The organism is Phenylobacterium sp. (genome assembly GCF_046463815.1).
Classification (GTDB): domain Bacteria; phylum Pseudomonadota; class Alphaproteobacteria; order Caulobacterales; family Caulobacteraceae; genus Phenylobacterium.
In genome coordinates this window covers 98287-113311 of the sequence record NZ_JBKBRO010000012.1, presented here as the reverse complement: position 1 = coordinate 113311, position 15025 = coordinate 98287, and the positions used below count along the sequence as shown (strand labels likewise).

Here is a 15025-nt window from a genome sequence, read left to right as displayed (position 1 = left end):
GATCTGCCCTTCCCACTTGGCGACGACGGCGGCGGCGACGGAGTTGCCGACGACGTTGGTGGCGGATCGGCCCATGTCGAGGAGGTGGTCGACGGCGAGGATGAGGAGCAGGCCGGCCTCGGGGAGGTCGAAGAAGGTGAGGGTGGCGGCGATGACGACGAGGGAGGCGCGCGGCACGCCGGCCATGCCCTTGGAGGTGACCATCAAGAGGCCGAGCATGGTGATCTGCTGGAGGATGGTCATCTCGACGCCGTAGACCTGGGCGATGAACAGGACGGCGAAGGTGCAGTACATCATGCTGCCGTCGAGGTTGAAGGAGTAGCCCAGCGGCAGGACGAAGCTGGCGACCTTGCGGCTGACGCCCCACTTCTGGAGCTCCTCGAGGGTGCGGGGATAGGCGGCCTCGGAGGAGGCCACCGAGAAGGCCAGGAGGGCGGGGCCGCGGATGGCGGCGATCAGCTTGAGCGCGCGGGGGCCGACGATGAGCGCCACGGCGCCGATCAGCAGCGCCCAGAGCAGGCCGAGCGAGAGATAGAAGCCGCCGATGAAGGCGGCGTAGGTTCCGAGGATCTCGATGCCCTGGGTGGCGATGCTGGCGGCGAGGGCGGCGAAGATCGCCAGGGGGGCGGTCTTCATCACGTAGCCGGTGACCTTCAGCATGATGGAGGCGACCTGCTCGACCAGGGCCAGCACCTGGGGCGCCTTGTCGTCGATGGCCGAGACGGCGGTGCCGACCAGGACCGAGAACACGACGATCTGCAGGATCTCGTTGCGGGCCATGGCGTCGACGATGGAGCTGGGCACCAGGTGGGTGACGAACTCGCGCAGGGTGAACTTGGCCGTGTCGAGGGCCGGGCCGGCCTCGGTGGCGGCCGGCGCGGTGAGCGACAGGCCGGAGCCCGGCTGGAGGATGTGGACCATGACGAGGCCGATGGTCAGCGACACCAGCGAGGCCAGGATGAACCAGCCGATGGTCTTGACCCCCACCCGGCCGATCTCGGAGGCGTCGCCCATGTGCGCGATGCCCGCCACCAGGGTCGAGAACACCAGCGGCGCGATGATCATCTTGATCAGCCGCAGGAACACGTCGGTGACGATCGACAGGGTGTCCGCCGCGCTCGCGGCCTGCTCGGCCGGCAGGAACTGGTTCAAGGCCCAGCCCGCCGCGACCCCGAGCACCATCGCGCCCACGATGAAGGCGGTGAAAAGTCGGTTCATGAAGCCCCCGGAACTTGCAAGCGGCCTTTGTCGCGAAGATCGGGGGTTCAGTCCAGCGGCCGGATTCGCAACCGTCACGCGCGGCGGCTATAACGCCGCATGATGAAGAAGACAGACGCGGCCGGCATCGTCGATCGGCTGGAAACCGAATACCGCGCGAGCGTGGATGCGCTCCGCAAGGCGCTCAAGTCCTTCCTGGCGGGCGGACCGCCCCCCGATCCCGTGGCGCGCAGGGCCGGCGCCTACGTCTATCCCGAGCTGCGCCTGAACTGGCCCGCGGGCAGGGCCTATCCCCGGATCAGCCGGGCGTTCGCCCGCATCGGCCTGCCCGGCCGCTACGCCGTGACGGTGACGCGGCCCGACCTTTTCCGGGACTACCTCATCGAGCAGCTCTCGCTGCTGCAGCAGGACTTCGACGTCGAGCTGGACGTGGGCCGCTCGGACCAGGAGATCCCGTTCCCCTACGTGCTGGACGGCGCCCGGGACCTCGCCCTGGCCGACGTGGGCGCGGCCGAGATCGCCCGGCACTTCCCCTCGACCGAGCTCGCCCACATCGGCGACGAGGTGGCCGACGGCGCCTGGCTGACGCCCCAGGACGCGCCCCGGCCGCTGGCCCTGTTCGACGGGCTCCGGACCGACTTCTCCCTGGCCCGGCTCGCCCACTACACGGGCACGCCGGCCGAGCACACCCAGCAGTACGTGCTGTTCACCAACTACCACCGCTACGTGGACGAGTTCGTGCGCTGGGCCTGCGCGCAGCTCAAGGCGGACGGCGGTCCCTACACGGCGCTGTCGGCGGCCGGCCGGGTGCTGGTGGACCGCGATACGCCCGACCCGGAGGAGGCGGTGGCCGCCGGGCCCTGGCGCAAGCACCAGATGCCGGCTTACCACCTGATGGCCGAGGGGCGCAGCGGAGTCACGCTGGTGAACATCGGCGTGGGCCCGTCGAACGCCAAGACCATCTGCGACCACCTGGCGGTGCTCCGGCCCCAGGCCTGGCTGATGATCGGCCACTGCGGCGGCCTGCGCGGCTCCCAGACCATCGGCGACTATGTGCTCGCCCACGCCTACCTGCGCGACGACAACGTGCTGGACCGGGTGCTGCCCCCCGAGATCCCCATTCCGCCGATCGCCGAGGTGCAGGTGGCCCTGGGCCGCGCCGCCGAGCAGGTCACCGGCGAGAGCGGCGAGGTGCTGAAGCGGCGGCTGCGCACCGGAACGGTGGTGACGACCGACGACCGCAACTGGGAGCTCCGCTATTCGTCGAGCGCGCTCCGGTTCAACCAGAGCCGGGCCGTGGCCATCGACATGGAGTCAGCCACCATCGCCACCCAGGGCTATCGGTTCCGGGTGCCCTACGGGACCCTGCTGTGCGTGTCGGACAAGCCGCTGCACGGCGAGATCAAGCTGCCCGGCCAGGCCAACGCCTTCTACGAGCGCGCCATCGGCCAGCACCTGCAGATCGGCCTGGCCGCCGTGGACCTGCTGCGCCAGGAGGGGACGCGCCTGCACTCGCGCAAGCTGCGCAGCTTCGACGAGCCGCCGTTCCGCTGATCGCCGAAGGCCGGGAAGCGGCGATCTTCCGCAAGGATGAACCACGGATTTCACGGATTTCCACGGATTGTGCAGCCACACCGGCGGATATCCGTGCCATCCGTGTAATCCGTGGTTTGAATGACGGCCTCCGCTGGCGCGGAGGCGGGGGCGTCTCGATTCCAGCGGTGAACGGGGGTAAACCGCCGGGCATGACGCGCAGGATCCCCTTCGAAGGCATCGACAACTTCCGCGACTTCGGGGACTACGCCGCCGGAGGCCGGCGGCTGAAGCGCGGGGTGCTCTACCGTTCGGCCCACCAGGCCCAGGCGACCCCGGGCGACCTCGCCAGGCTCGCCGGACTGGGGCTGTCGGTGATCGTCGACCTTAGGCGCAGCAACGAGCGCCAGAGCCAGCCGAGCCGCCGCTGGGACGGCTTTTCGGCCGAGGTGATCGAGAACGACATCGGCCAGGAACACGCCGACGAGTGGCACACCTTCATCGAGAACTCGGACCTGACCGCGGCCTCGTTCCACGCCTACATGATGGACTACTACCGGGGCGCGCCGTTCGCGAACCGCCACATCGACCTCTATGCCCGCTACTTCCAGGCCCTGGCCGAAACGGACGGCGCGGTGCTGGTGCATTGCGCGGCGGGCAAGGACCGCACCGGCATCCTTTGCGCGCTGACCCACCACCTGGCCGGCGTGCACGGCGACGACATCGTCGAGGACTACCTCCTGACCAACGACCCCGAGCGGCTGGCGATGCGCCTGCCGTTCATGCGCGAGCGGATCCGCGAGGCCACGGGCCGGACGCCGGACGACGACGCCCTGATGACGGCGATGCGGGTCGAGGCCGAATACCTGGAGGCGGCGTTCGCGGTGATGCGCGAGCGGTGCGGGTCGCTGGACGGCTATCTGGAAGCCGAACTGGGCCTCACGGGCGAGCTGCGCGAGAAAATCCACGACCGGCTGCTGGCCTGATCGGCGCGCCGGCTTGGTCTGGACGGGAAAGCGCCCGCCGCGGGCTCCGCAACCCGCGACGGGCGCTCTTTCAGGGACAGACCTCAAGAGAAGCCTGGGGGAAGTCTGCGCCCCGCGGGACGCTCGCGGCCAATCACCTGAGCGTGAATCACGGACTGATGATTGCAGGCGCGCCCGGCGGCGCTAACCTGCGGCCCTGAGCCGGGGGCTGAACCGCGGCCTCCCCGGGGAAACTCACGTGATCCGACCTGAAAGCCTCGCCGCCGGCGACGGCCGCCTCGACCGCGGCGGACTGTCCTGGTCCGTCTTCCAGGGCGGGCGCGACCCCTTCATCATCCTGGTCGTCATCTACGTCTTCATGCCCTACGTGGCCTCGGTGCTGGTGGGCGATCCGGTGCAGGGCCAGGCGATGATCTCGCGCTGGGACCAGTACCTGGGCTGGACGGTGATGGCGACCGCGCCGTTCCTGGGCGCCTCCATCGACAAGCTGGGGCCGCGCAAGGGGTGGCTCGGCCTGTGCGTGGGCCTGATGATCCCGGCCGTCGCGGCGCTGTGGTTCGCCAGGCCCGGCGGGCCCCTGCCGCTGACGGCGGTCCTGTTCCTCGCGATCTTCGCCCGCGTGCTCTACGTCTATTCCGAGGTGCTGCACAACTCCCTGCTGGTGCGCGCGGCGGGCATGGCCGGAGCGCACCGGGCCTCGGGCCTGGCGCTGGCGCTGGCCAACCTCTTCTCGGTGCTGGCGCTCGCCTTCGTGGCCTGGGCCTTCGCCCTGCCGGGCAAGGTGGACTGGGCCTGGGTGCCCGCCGCGCCGCTGTTCGGCCTCGACCCCGCCAGCCACGAGCCCGAGCGGGTCGTGGCGCCCATCGCGGCCCTGCTGATGGCGGTGGGGGCGATCCCGCTCTTCCTGTTCACCCCCGACGCGCCGCGCACCGGCACGCCCGTCCTGCGCGCGTTCGCCGAAGGGGCGGCCGAGCTCTGGCGGATGGTGCGCACCGTGGGCCACTTCCGCGACGCCGCCGTCTACCTCGCCTCGCGCATGTTCTTCGTGGACGGGATGAACGGCATCCTGATCTACGCCGGCGTGCTGGCGGTCGGCGTGATGAAGTGGGGGCCGCTGGAGATGCTGGCCTACGGCATCCTGCTCAGCGTCTTCGGCGTGCTGGGCGGCTTCGTCGCCCGCTGGCTGGACGGGACGATCGGCCCGCGCGCGGCCCTGCAGGTCGAGATCGTGATGTCGATGATCGGGCTCGCCGCCATCCTGGGCATGGGCCCCGACCGCATCCTCTACCTGTGGGCCTACGATCCGTCGGCGCACGCGCCGCTGTGGGCCGGGCCGGTCTTCCGCACCCTGCCGGACTGGATCTACGTGGGCTTCGGCTTCGTCTGCGCGACCTTCATCACCGCCCAGTACGCCTCCAGCCGGACGCTGCTGACGAGGCTCGCCCCGCCCGAGCAGGCCGGCGCGTTCTTCGGCGTCTATGCGCTGTCGGGGGTGGCGACGGCGTGGCTCGCGCCCACCCTGGTCAACATCGGAACCAACGTCACCCGGACCCAGCAGGGGGGCGTGGCGATGGTCCTGGTGCTGCTGGCGGTAGGCCTCGCGGGCCTTTTCTTCATCCGCCGGAACGCCGCCGCCTCGCCCTGACGCGGCGGTCGGCCCCAGGCGCGAAGTCCTGTTTTCATTGAATAAAAGGCGGACGCGATGCTGCCTTGGTTAACGAGTATCAATGCTGAATACAAGTAAACCATAGAATATTCAGACAAGAATTCGATTCATTTACTGTGGATTAAGCGCGTTGCGCGACATTGGTCGAGCTATCGGGGCGAGCAGGCGAACGCTTCAAGCCCCCCAACGTCTGCTCGCTGCTTTGAGGAGAGAGATCCATGACCAAGTTCGTTTCGCGTTTCATGAAGGACGAGTCGGGCGCCACGGCCATCGAATACGGCCTGATCGCCGCGCTCATCGCGGTGGTCCTCGTGACCGCCCTCGGCGCCATCGGCACCTCGCTGAACGAGAAGTTCACGAGCATCAGCACGACGATCGAGAACGCCGGCAGCTAATCGCCGCCGCATCTTCTGCATGACGAGGGGCCCCGGCGACGACGCCGGGGCCCTTTTCCATTCGTTCATGGCTGGCGGGCATGCTCGCGCCCCATGGACGCCTCCGCGATGCTCCCGATCCTGGCCATGATCCTGGCGCTGGTCCTGCCGGCGATTCTCCTGGCCGCGGCGGTCAGGGACGCCACGAGCTTCACCATCCCCAACTGGATGAGCCTGACCCTGCTGGCGGTCTTCCCGCTGGCGGGCCTGGCCGCGGGCCTGCCGCCCGAGGTCCTCCTGGCCCATGCGGGCGCCGGCGCGGCCGCGCTCGTGCTGGGCATGGCCCTCTTCGCCTTGCGGCTGCTGGGCGGGGGAGACGCCAAGCTGTTCGCCGCCACGGCGCTGTGGATGGGCTGGGGCGCGGCCGGGCCGTTTCTGCTGGCCACCCTGCTGGCCGGCGGCGCGCTCTCGGTCGGGCTGATCCTTCTGCGCGCCCCGCTGCTCAGGCCCTATGTGCTCTCGGGTCCGGCCTGGTTCGTGCGCCTGGCCGAGCCCAAGGAGGCCGTGCCCTACGGCCTGGCCATCGCGGCGGGGGCGCTGACCGCCTTTCCCGAGTCGCCCTTCATGGCCGTCTTCGCCGCGCTGTAGGTTGCGGGCGCTTCCCACATGGGCGACACGGGAGGCTCCAGTCTCCAAGGCCAGTCCGTCATGTCCGATGTGATCCTCGACGCCTGGGACGGCCAGGCCGTCCCCGTCCACGCCCTCCTGGAAACCGAGGTCGAGGCGGCCCTGGCCGCCGATCCCTTCGCCCAGGGGCTGGCAAGGACCGCCGAGTTCAAGGGCAAGGCCGGCCAGGCGCTGCTGGTCCCCGGCGCGGACGGGACGCTGGAGCGCGTGCTGTTCGGTCTGGGCGGGACGGCCGAGCCCTGGGGCTTCCGGGCGCTGCCGGCGAAGCTGCCGGGGGGCGTCTACCGGATCTCGCATGCGCCCGAGGGTCTCGCTCCCGACCGCGTCGCCCTGGCCTTCGCCCTCGGGAGCTACCGGTTCGACCGCTACAAGGCCCGCGAGGGCGAACGGCCGCGCCTGCTGGTCGAGGCCGACCTTTCCGAGGCCCGCCACCTGGCCCACGCCTGCGCGCTCGCCCGCGACATGGTCAACACGCCCGCCAACGACATGGGGCCGCGGCAGATCGAGACCATCGCCCGCGAGATCGCCGAGCAGCACGGCGGCCAGCTCACCGTCATCGCCGGGGAAGGCCTGCTGGAGGCGAACTATCCGGCCGTGCACGCGGTGGGCCGGGCGGCCCATCCCGACCGAGCGCCACGCATGATCGAACTCCTGTGGGGCGAGGAAGACCATCCCCTGGTGGCCATCGTCGGCAAGGGGGTGGTGTTCGACACCGGCGGCCTCGACATCAAGCCGTCGTCGGGCATGCGGCTGATGAAGAAGGACATGGGCGGAGCGGCGCATGCGCTGGCGCTCGGCCGAATGATCATGGCCGCGAAGCTGCCGGTGCGGGTGGCGGTACTGGTCCCGGCGGTGGAGAACGCCATCTCGGGCGACGCCATGCGGCCCGGCGACGTGCTAGCCTCGCGCAAGGGGCTTTCCATCGAGGTGGGCAACACCGACGCCGAGGGCCGGCTGGTGCTGGCCGACGCCCTGACCCGGGCCGCCGAACTGGAGCCGGCCCTGACTCTGGACCTGGCGACGCTCACCGGTGCGGCGCGGATCGCGCTCGGGCCCCAGGTGATCCCCTTCTACACCGACGACGAGGAACTGGCGGCGGGGATCGTGGCGGCGGCCGAGGCCGAGGCCGACCCCGTGTGGCGCATGCCGCTCTGGAAGCCCTACGCCGAAGCGCTCGATTCGGACGTGGCCGACGTGAAGAACGACCCCGACGGCTGGGCCCAGGCGGGCTCGGTGATGGCGGCCCTGTTCCTGCAGAAGTTCGCACCCGGCGGACCCTGGGCGCACTTCGACATCTTCGCCTGGAACCCCAGGGCGAAGCCCGGCTACCCGGCCGGGGGCGAGGTCCAGGTCATCCGCGGCCTCTACCGCATGATACGGGAGCGCTTCGCGTGAACCTGGACGCCCGCGTCACCCCCCTGCGCGACGGGATCGCGGCGCGCAGCCTGGAGGGGCTGGTCCCCGCCGAGGTCTATCTGGACCCGAAGGCCATGAGCTGCACGGCCGCCGCCGCGGGAATCCATCGGGCGCCGGACGGGGCGTCCGAGCAGATGGACCAGATCCTGTTCGGCGAGCGGTTCGAGGTGCTGGAGGAGGAGGGCGCCTTCGTCCTCGGACAGGCCCGCCGCGACGGCTACGTGGGCTATGTGGAGGCCGCGCGGCTGGGGCCGGTCATGCCCGCGCCCACCCACCGGGTGGCGGCGCTCCGCACCTATGCCTTCGAAGGGGCCAGCATCAAGTCGCGGGCCGGGGCGTTGCTGTCGATCAACAGCCTGGTCCGCGTGGAGACGGTCGAGGGACGGCTCGCCAAGGCCGTGGGCGCGGGCTGGCTGCCGGTCGAGCATCTGGCGCCCATCGGCGTCTTCGAGGGCGATCCCGCCGCCGTGGCCGAGCGGTTCGTGGGCGCGCCCTACCTGTGGGGCGGGCGCGAGAGCCTGGGGCTGGACTGCTCGGGGCTGGTGCAGCAGGCGCTGTTCGCCTGCGGCATGGCCTGCCCCCGCGACACCGACCAGCAGCAGGCCCTGGGACGCGAGATCGACCGCGCCGAGTTCGGCCGGAACGATCTGGTGTTCTGGAAGGGCCATGTGGCCATGGGCCTGGACGCCGACCGGATCGTCCACGCCAACGGCCATCACATGATGACGGTGGTCGAGCCGCTGGAGACGGCGATCGCCCGCATCTCGGCCGCCGGCTACGGCGAACCCACGGCGTTCCGAAGACTTTAGGGAACCAGGAAAAGCACGAAAGGACACGAAAGTCGGAGGCTGAGCTTTCGTGAGTTTCCGTGCCTTTCGTGGTCAGAAACGAAGAGAGCCTCCGCTTGCGCGGAGGCTCGAAACGTTCGGCGAAGGCCGGAAGTTTACTTCTTGGCGGGAACCGCGGCCGAGGCGCCGGGGCCCTGGCCGGCCGGGCCGCCCGACGGGGCGGGCGGCGTGGCCGTGGAGCCGGTGGCCGTGGGCTGGCCCTCGGCGGCCGCGCCGGGCGCCGCGCCGTCGGCCGGGGCCGCGGCTTCCGGCGCCGCCGCGGCGGCCGGGTTCGGCGCCGGGATCGGCAGGGTGCCGCCCTGGCTGCGCAGGTAGGCGATCAGGTTGATGCGGTCTTCCGGCTTCTTGAGGCCGACGAAGGTCATCTTGGTGCCGGCGATGTACTTCTGGGGGCCCTTGATGAACTCGGACAGGTGTTCGTAGTCCCAAACCGGCTGCTTGGCGCCGAAGTCGGTCATGGCCGGCGAATAGGCGAAGCCGCCGTGGGTGCCGGGCTTGCGGCCGACGACGCCCCAGAGGTCCGGGCCGGTGCCGTTCGGGCCGCCCTGCTCGATCGAGTGGCAGGACTTGCACTTCGCGAAGGTCGCCTCGCCGGCCGCCACGTCGGCGGTCGGGAGCACCGTGCCCCAGTCGATGGGGGCTTCCGCGGCCGCGCCGCCCTCGGCCCCGCCTTCGGCCACCTGGACGAGGTAGCCCGGCTTGTCGACCGGGTGAGGCGCGAACACGCCGCTGGAGAGTTCGCGAAGGCCAACGATGGCCAGGCCCGTCGCCAGCACCGCGCCGGCGACCTTGTTGAACGTAAGGTCGCTCATAGTCCTTTGATCACGCCTCTCCTCGGCCGACGCCAACGTCGGCGTACGACGCGGGAAACCCGCCCCTTATTGCGTGCGGCTCTCTTACACGCTACCGGCGCTCGCGCAACCGCCCAGACAGTCCGCAGATGAACCCGATCGTCCTCATCCCCGCGCGCATGGCCGCGACCCGCCTGCCCGGGAAGCCCCTGGCGGACATCGGCGGCGTCCCGATGATCGTCCGCGTCCTGCGCCAGGCCGAGGCCGCCGGGGCGGGTCCCGTGGCCGTGGCCGCCGGCGATCCCGAGATCGTGGACGCCGTGCTGGACGCCGGCGGGCGCGCCGTGCTGACCGATCCCGACCTGCCGTCGGGCTCGGACCGCATCCTGGCCGCGCTCGCCCACCTGGACCCGGGCGGCGAGCACGACGTGATCGTCAACCTGCAGGGCGACATGCCCTTCGTGGAGCCGGACGTGATCACCGCCTGCGCCGGCCTGCTGGCCGAGACGGCCGAGTGCGACATCGCCACGGTGGTCGCGCCCGAGGCCTCGCCCGACGACCGGACCAATCCCGACGTGGTGAAGGCGATCCTCTCCATGCAGCCCGGCGACCGCACCGGCCGGGCGCTCTACTTCACCCGCTCGACCCTCTACGGCGACCATCCGGTGTGGCGCCACGTGGGCATCTACGGCTACCGGCGCGAGGCGCTGGCGCGGTTCAACGCCGCCCAGCCCTCGCCGCTGGAGCAGCGCGAGAAGCTGGAGCAGCTCCGGGCCCTGGAGCTTGGCCTCTCCATCTGGGCCGCCGTGGCCGACGCGGCCCCCATTTCCGTGGACACGCCGGCCGATCTCGAAGCCGCCCGCCACTTCATCCGCACCATCGGGGAACCGCAATGAGCAGGGAACGCATCGCCTTCCAGGGCGAACTCGGGGCCAACAGCCACGAGGCCTGCTCGCAGTTCTTCCCCGACCACGAGCCCGTCCCGCACGCCAGCTTCGAGGACGCCTTCGAGGCGGTGAAATCGGGCGACTGCCAGCTCGGCATGATCCCGGTGGAGAACTCGATCGCCGGACGGGTGGCCGACGTCCACCACCTGCTGCCGTCGTCGGGGCTGAAGATCATCGGCGAGCGGTTCAAGCCGATCCACTTCCAGCTCATGGCCAACAAGGGCGTGACCCTGGAGCAGGTGACGACGGCGGTCTCCATGCCGATCGCGCTCGGCCAGTGCCGCAAGACCCTGCGGCGGCTGAAGCTGAAGACCCAGGCCGCGGGCGACACGGCCGGCGCCGCCAAGGATCTGGCCGAGAATCCCGATCCCGCCAAGGCGGCGGTGAGCCCCGCCCTGTGCGCCGACCTCTACGGCCTCGACATCCTCGTCCGCGACATCGAGGACGAGCACAACAACACGACGCGATTCCTGGTCATGACGGCCGAGAAGGAGCCCGCGCCGCCGCCCTTCACCAGCCCCTGCGTGACCAGCTTCATCTTCCGGGTGAAGAACCTGCCGGCCGCGCTCTACAAGGCCCTGGGCGGGTTCGCGACCAACGGCGTCAACATGACCAAGCTGGAAAGCTACATGGAGAACGGCGCCTTCACGGCGACCTTCTTCTACGCCGAGGTGGACGGCCGGCCCGAGGACATCGGCGTGGCGCGGGCCATCGAGGAGCTGAAGTTCTTCTCCGAGAAGTTCGAGATCCTGGGCGTCTATCCGGCCGATCCCTTCCGCGCGACGCGGGCGTAGGGAACGCCGCCAAGCGGCGACCTCCTGATTGAGAGCCACGGATTTCACGGATGCGGCGCGGACCTCGATCCGTGCAGATTCGTGAAATCCGTGGTTCTGGGATTTCCTTAGCCTGCGGCTCGGCTAGGCTTCCTCGACCCAGGCCTTCAGGAGCTGGTGGGCGATCGCCAGCGGCGGGGGGCAGAACAGGCCCTCGATCTCGCCGGCCAGCAGGGCCCTGGCCTCGGCGCGGGTGAACCAGCGGACCTCGGACAATTCGGTCTGGTCGGGCGTTCCCTCGTCGTCCTCCACCTCGGCCAGGAGGCCGATCATCAGCGACGAGGGCCAGGGCCAGGGCTGGGTCGAGTGGTAGCGGACGGCGCGGGCCCGCAGGCCCGCCTCCTCGGAAAGCTCGCGGGCGCAGGCCTCCTCGATGCTCTCGCCGGGCTCCAGGAAACCGGCCAGCGCCGAGAACATGCCCTTGGGCCAGGCCTCCTGACGGCCCAGCATGCAGCGGTCCCCGTGATAGGGCAGCATGATCACCACCGGGTCGGTGCGCGGGAAGTGCTCGACCTCGCAGGCCGGGCACTGGCGCTTCCAGCCGCCGTCCCTGACCTCGGTGGGCTCGCCGCAGTTGGCGCAGCGGCGGTGCTTGCGCCGCCACTCGAACATCGACTTGGCGGTGGCGCAGATGCCGGCCTCTGGCGCGGGCAGGGAAAGCGCCACCTGGCGGAGGTCCTCGAACCGGCCCAGGCCCTGCAGCGGCCCGTCGGTGGGATCGGCCTGGCCCTCCAGGTCCACGGCGAAGACGGCGGTTTCGTTCCACAGGCCCAGGAACAGCAGCCGTTCGGCCCCGCCGGCGAGCTCGGCCACCAGGCGCGAGGGCAGGTAGGCGATCTGCACGCCCTTCTCTCCGCCTTCCCGGGGCTCGACCAGCGGCCGGCCGTTCCAGAGCGCGATCCCGAGGTTCTCGGCCGAGGCGAGCTGCGAGGCGAGCCAGGCGGCGTCGGGGCGCCGGTCGCTGGCCCGGTTCAGGGGGTTGCCGGCGAAGGTGTTGGTGAAGGCGGTGAGAGGCATGACGAATGTCATAGTCCGCCCGGGCCCGAAAGCCCAAGCATAGGCTTCAAGGGCGCATGAACCCTCGCCCTTTTCGGCCCGCGCGGGCCGGAAGGTCGGAGGGGGCGAACTGGCCCCCAAGGCGTCGGAGACCAGGCGGCGCCGCAGGATCTTTGGATTCTAATCGGGCTGCGTCGCCTCCCCGCGGCCAGCCGGGAGATGGAGCGGGATCATGGCTGATATCGCGGGAACGTTCGGCGACGACCTGCTGAACGGGACGAGCGGCGACGACGTGCTGTGGGGCCTCGCGGGCAACGACACGCTCGACGGGCTCGATGGGCGCGACATCCTGCGCGGGCAGGACGGCGACGACAGTCTCGTGGGCGGCGCCGACTTCGACGACATGCACGGCAACAAGGGCGACGACACCCTGGACGGCGGCCTCGGCGGCGACTGGGTGCTGGGCGGCCAGGGGAACGACGTGCTGCGCGGCGACGCCGGAAACGACATCGTCTATGGCAACCTCGGAAACGACACCTGCTTCGGGGGAGAGGGGCCGACTGGATCCGCGGCGGTCAGGGCGACGACGTGCTGGACGGAGGCGGCGGCGACGATCTGATCTGGGGCGACCGCGGATCCGACACAATCTCGGGCGGCGCGGGCGCCGACCTCCTCGGCCTCCACACGTGGTCGGGCGTGGACCGCGTGACCGATTTCAACCGCGCCGAGGGCGATCAGGTGCGCGTGGAAGCCGGCGCGACCTACACCGTGAGCCAGGTGGGCGCGGACGTGGTCATCAACGTGACCGGCGGCGCCCAGATGGTGCTGGTGGGCGTGCAGCTTTCGAACCTGGACACCGGGTGGATCGTCTCGGTGTGACGCGCGGCCGGCGGGGCCCCGGGCCCGGAGGGAGGAGCGCGCAAATCGCCTTCCCCTTGCCCCTGCGGCGCTCACCGGCCATATAGCGCCTCGGAGACCGGCGGCGGACGAGCGCCTCGCCAACCTGGTCAGGTCCGGAAGGAAGCAGCCACAACGGGTCCCGCTTCGGGTTGTCGTTCGGTCTCCACCTTATCCCTGAAACCGGACTCTCGTTGGGAGCGCGGGGGCGCGGGCCTAGGGTTCGCCCATGCGCATCCACCGACGTGACGCCCTGACGCTCGCCCTCGCGGGCGCGGCCGCGCCCGCCATGGCCCAGGGCCGGCCGGAGGCGGAGCGCCGCGCGGACGGCTGGGGGCGCGGCCCCGAGGGGCAGCGCAAGGCCGACCGGGGGGACGGGACGTTCCTCAACCCCATCCTGGCCGGCGACTTCCCGGACCCGTCGATCCTGAGGGACGGGCGGGACTGGTACATGACCTTCTCGTCGTTCGACGCCTATCCGGGCCTGCAGGTCTGGCGTAGCCGCGACCTGGTGAACTGGCGGCCGCTGACCGCCGCCCTCAAGCACAACGTGGGCTCGGTGTGGGCGCCGGAGCTGGTGAAGCACGACGGCCGCTACTTCATCTACTTCGCCGCCAAGGCGCCGGGCCGCAACCGGGTCTGGGCCATCTGGGCCGACCGCATCGCGGGGCCGTGGAGCGAGCCGGTGGAGCTGGGGCTGGAGCGCTACATCGACCCCGGCCACGCCGCCGACCCGGCCACGGGCGAGCGGTGGCTGTTCCTGTCGGGCGGCGACCGGGTGAAGATCTCGGCCGACGGCCTGTCGCTGGCCGGGGCGCCCGAGCACGTCTACGACCCCTGGCGCTATCCCGACGACTGGGACGTGGAGAGCTTCTCGCCAGAGGGGCCGAAGGTCACCCGGCGGGGCGGCTGGTGGTATCTGATCACCGCCGTCGGCGGCACGGCGGGCCCGCCCACCGGCCACATGGTCATCGCCGCCCGGTCTCGGTCGCTGGCCGGTCCCTGGGAGAACCATCCGCGCAATCCGCTGGTCCGGACGAAGGACGTCTCCGAGCGATGGTGGTCGCGGGGCCACGCGACCCTGGTGGAAGGTCCGGCCGGCGACTGGTGGGCGGTCTACCACGGCTACGAGAACGGTTTCTGGACCCTGGGCCGCCAGACCCTGCTGGCGCCGGTGACCTGGACGGCTGACGGCTGGTTCGACATCGGCGGCGGCGACCTCTCGAAGCCCCTCGCCAAGCCGAGCGGCGGCGAGGCGCTGCCGCACGGGCGGGCGCTGTCGGACGACTTTCGCGAGGACCGGCTCGGGCTCCAGTGGAGCTTTTTCGACCCCGCCCCGGACGAGGCCGCGCGGATCGCCCGGCGGGACGGGGTGCTGACGCTGGCGGGGCGGGGGGTGGCGCCGTCCACCTCCTCGCCCCTGCTGACGGTCGTGGGCGACCAGGCCTACGAGGTGGAGTGCGACATCGAGATCGACCCGGGCGCCACGGCGGGCCTGATCCTGTTCTACGACCGCCAACTCTACTGCGGCCTGGGGTTCGACGCGGAGCGGTTCGTCACCCACCAGTACGGGATCGAGCGCGGCCGGCCGGCCAATCCGCACGGCCGGCGGATGCGCCTCCGCCTGCGCAACGACCGGCACATCGTGAGCTTCCACACCAGCGGCGACGGCGGCCGGACCTGGAGCCGGTTCGACCGGGGGATGGAGGTCTCGGGCTACCACCACAACGTCCGCGGCGGGTTCCTGATGCTGAAGCCGGGATTCTACGCGGCCGGCCAGGGCGACGCCCGTTTCCGGGACTTCCGCTACCGGGCGCTGTAGGCGCCGCGGGA

At 70.8% G+C, this 15025-nt stretch carries 15 protein-coding genes and 1 other RNA gene; 13 read left to right on the top strand and 3 right to left on the bottom strand.

Going from position 1 to position 15025, the window contains the following annotated elements; genetic code table 11:
• Positions 1–1218, bottom strand: a 1218-nt coding sequence (locus tag ACK4TT_RS10135; protein WP_410212934.1) for a dicarboxylate/amino acid:cation symporter, incomplete at its 3' end; no start/stop codon positions are given.
• A 99-nt stretch (positions 1219–1317) separates the two neighbouring features.
• Here ACK4TT_RS10135 and ACK4TT_RS10130 point away from each other — a divergent pair.
• The 7 genes from ACK4TT_RS10130 (at position 1318) to ACK4TT_RS10100 (ending at position 8689) form a co-directional block, all read left to right on the top strand.
• On the top strand, positions 1318–2772 hold the full coding sequence (locus tag ACK4TT_RS10130; protein ID WP_409642645.1) for an AMP nucleosidase: 1455 nt from the start codon (positions 1318–1320) through the stop codon (positions 2770–2772).
• A gap of 191 nt (positions 2773–2963) precedes the next feature.
• The gene (locus ACK4TT_RS10125; RefSeq protein WP_409642643.1) at positions 2964–3737 is read left to right on the top strand and encodes a tyrosine-protein phosphatase; all 774 of its coding nucleotides are present in this window, start codon (positions 2964–2966) and stop codon (positions 3735–3737) included.
• 238 nt (positions 3738–3975) lie between these two features.
• Positions 3976–5382, top strand: a complete 1407-nt coding sequence (locus tag ACK4TT_RS10120; protein WP_409642641.1) for an MFS transporter — start codon at positions 3976–3978, stop codon at positions 5380–5382.
• 239 nt (positions 5383–5621) lie between these two features.
• Positions 5622–5798, top strand: coding sequence for a Flp family type IVb pilin (locus tag ACK4TT_RS10115; RefSeq protein WP_409642639.1), 177 nt, complete (start codon positions 5622–5624; stop codon positions 5796–5798).
• 108 nt (positions 5799–5906) lie between these two features.
• Positions 5907–6425, top strand: a complete 519-nt coding sequence (locus ACK4TT_RS10110) for a prepilin peptidase (RefSeq protein ID WP_409642637.1) — start codon at positions 5907–5909, stop codon at positions 6423–6425.
• 60 nt (positions 6426–6485) lie between these two features.
• Positions 6486–7859 (top strand): leucyl aminopeptidase family protein, encoded by a 1374-nt coding sequence (locus ACK4TT_RS10105; RefSeq protein ID WP_410212933.1) that lies wholly within the window; start codon positions 6486–6488, stop codon positions 7857–7859.
• Positions 7856–8689, top strand: a complete 834-nt coding sequence (locus tag ACK4TT_RS10100; RefSeq protein ID WP_409642633.1) for an NlpC/P60 family protein — start codon at positions 7856–7858, stop codon at positions 8687–8689. The genes ACK4TT_RS10105 and ACK4TT_RS10100 overlap by 4 nt, the downstream gene beginning before the upstream one ends.
• A gap of 134 nt (positions 8690–8823) precedes the next feature.
• On the opposite strand, the gene ACK4TT_RS10095 is transcribed toward ACK4TT_RS10100, so the two are convergent.
• Positions 8824–9540, bottom strand: a complete 717-nt coding sequence (locus ACK4TT_RS10095) for a c-type cytochrome (protein WP_410212932.1) — start codon at positions 9538–9540, stop codon at positions 8824–8826.
• 128 nt (positions 9541–9668) lie between these two features.
• Here ACK4TT_RS10095 and ACK4TT_RS10090 point away from each other — a divergent pair, with 128 nt between their 5' ends.
• On the top strand, positions 9669–10415 hold the full coding sequence (locus ACK4TT_RS10090; RefSeq protein ID WP_409634921.1) for a 3-deoxy-manno-octulosonate cytidylyltransferase: 747 nt from the start codon (positions 9669–9671) through the stop codon (positions 10413–10415).
• Positions 10412–11260, top strand: coding sequence for a prephenate dehydratase (locus ACK4TT_RS10085; RefSeq protein WP_409634918.1), 849 nt, complete (start codon positions 10412–10414; stop codon positions 11258–11260). Before ACK4TT_RS10090 ends, ACK4TT_RS10085 begins: the two co-directional genes overlap by 4 nt.
• Positions 11261–11383: 123 nt before the next feature.
• On the opposite strand, the gene nudC is transcribed toward ACK4TT_RS10085, so the two are convergent.
• Positions 11384–12316, bottom strand: a complete 933-nt coding sequence (gene nudC / locus ACK4TT_RS10080) for an NAD(+) diphosphatase (protein ID WP_409634915.1) — start codon at positions 12314–12316, stop codon at positions 11384–11386.
• A gap of 211 nt (positions 12317–12527) precedes the next feature.
• Here nudC and ACK4TT_RS10075 point away from each other — a divergent pair, with 211 nt between their 5' ends.
• The 4 genes from ACK4TT_RS10075 (at position 12528) to ACK4TT_RS10060 (ending at position 15014) form a co-directional block, all read left to right on the top strand.
• Positions 12528–12914, top strand: coding sequence for a calcium-binding protein (locus tag ACK4TT_RS10075; protein WP_409634912.1), 387 nt, complete (start codon positions 12528–12530; stop codon positions 12912–12914).
• The gene (locus ACK4TT_RS10070; protein WP_409634909.1) at positions 12884–13174 is read left to right on the top strand and encodes a hypothetical protein; all 291 of its coding nucleotides are present in this window, start codon (positions 12884–12886) and stop codon (positions 13172–13174) included. The genes ACK4TT_RS10075 and ACK4TT_RS10070 overlap by 31 nt, the downstream gene beginning before the upstream one ends.
• 91 nt (positions 13175–13265) lie before the next feature.
• Positions 13266–13364, top strand: an RNA gene (gene ffs, locus ACK4TT_RS10065) — signal recognition particle sRNA small type.
• A gap of 57 nt (positions 13365–13421) precedes the next feature.
• Complete coding sequence (locus ACK4TT_RS10060; RefSeq protein WP_409634907.1) at positions 13422–15014, top strand: family 43 glycosylhydrolase; 1593 nt, start codon at positions 13422–13424, stop codon at positions 15012–15014.
• The last annotated feature ends 11 nt before the right edge of the window (positions 15015–15025 follow it).

Coding starts and splice junctions, on each gene's coding strand:
- nudC (WP_409634915.1), bottom strand. CDS start 12,316: ATGCCTCTCACCGCCTTCACCAACACCTTCGCCGGCAACCCCCTGAAC.
- ACK4TT_RS10130 (WP_409642645.1), top strand. CDS start 1,318: ATGATGAAGAAGACAGACGCGGCCGGCATCGTCGATCGGCTGGAAACC.
- ACK4TT_RS10060 (WP_409634907.1), top strand. CDS start 13,422: ATGCGCATCCACCGACGTGACGCCCTGACGCTCGCCCTCGCGGGCGCG.
- ACK4TT_RS10115 (WP_409642639.1), top strand. CDS start 5,622: ATGACCAAGTTCGTTTCGCGTTTCATGAAGGACGAGTCGGGCGCCACG.
- ACK4TT_RS10075 (WP_409634912.1), top strand. CDS start 12,528: ATGGCTGATATCGCGGGAACGTTCGGCGACGACCTGCTGAACGGGACG.
- ACK4TT_RS10085 (WP_409634918.1), top strand. CDS start 10,412: ATGAGCAGGGAACGCATCGCCTTCCAGGGCGAACTCGGGGCCAACAGC.
- ACK4TT_RS10110 (WP_409642637.1), top strand. CDS start 5,907: ATGCTCCCGATCCTGGCCATGATCCTGGCGCTGGTCCTGCCGGCGATT.
- ACK4TT_RS10090 (WP_409634921.1), top strand. CDS start 9,669: ATGAACCCGATCGTCCTCATCCCCGCGCGCATGGCCGCGACCCGCCTG.
- ACK4TT_RS10105 (WP_410212933.1), top strand. CDS start 6,486: ATGTCCGATGTGATCCTCGACGCCTGGGACGGCCAGGCCGTCCCCGTC.
- ACK4TT_RS10125 (WP_409642643.1), top strand. CDS start 2,964: ATGACGCGCAGGATCCCCTTCGAAGGCATCGACAACTTCCGCGACTTC.
- ACK4TT_RS10095 (WP_410212932.1), bottom strand. CDS start 9,540: ATGAGCGACCTTACGTTCAACAAGGTCGCCGGCGCGGTGCTGGCGACG.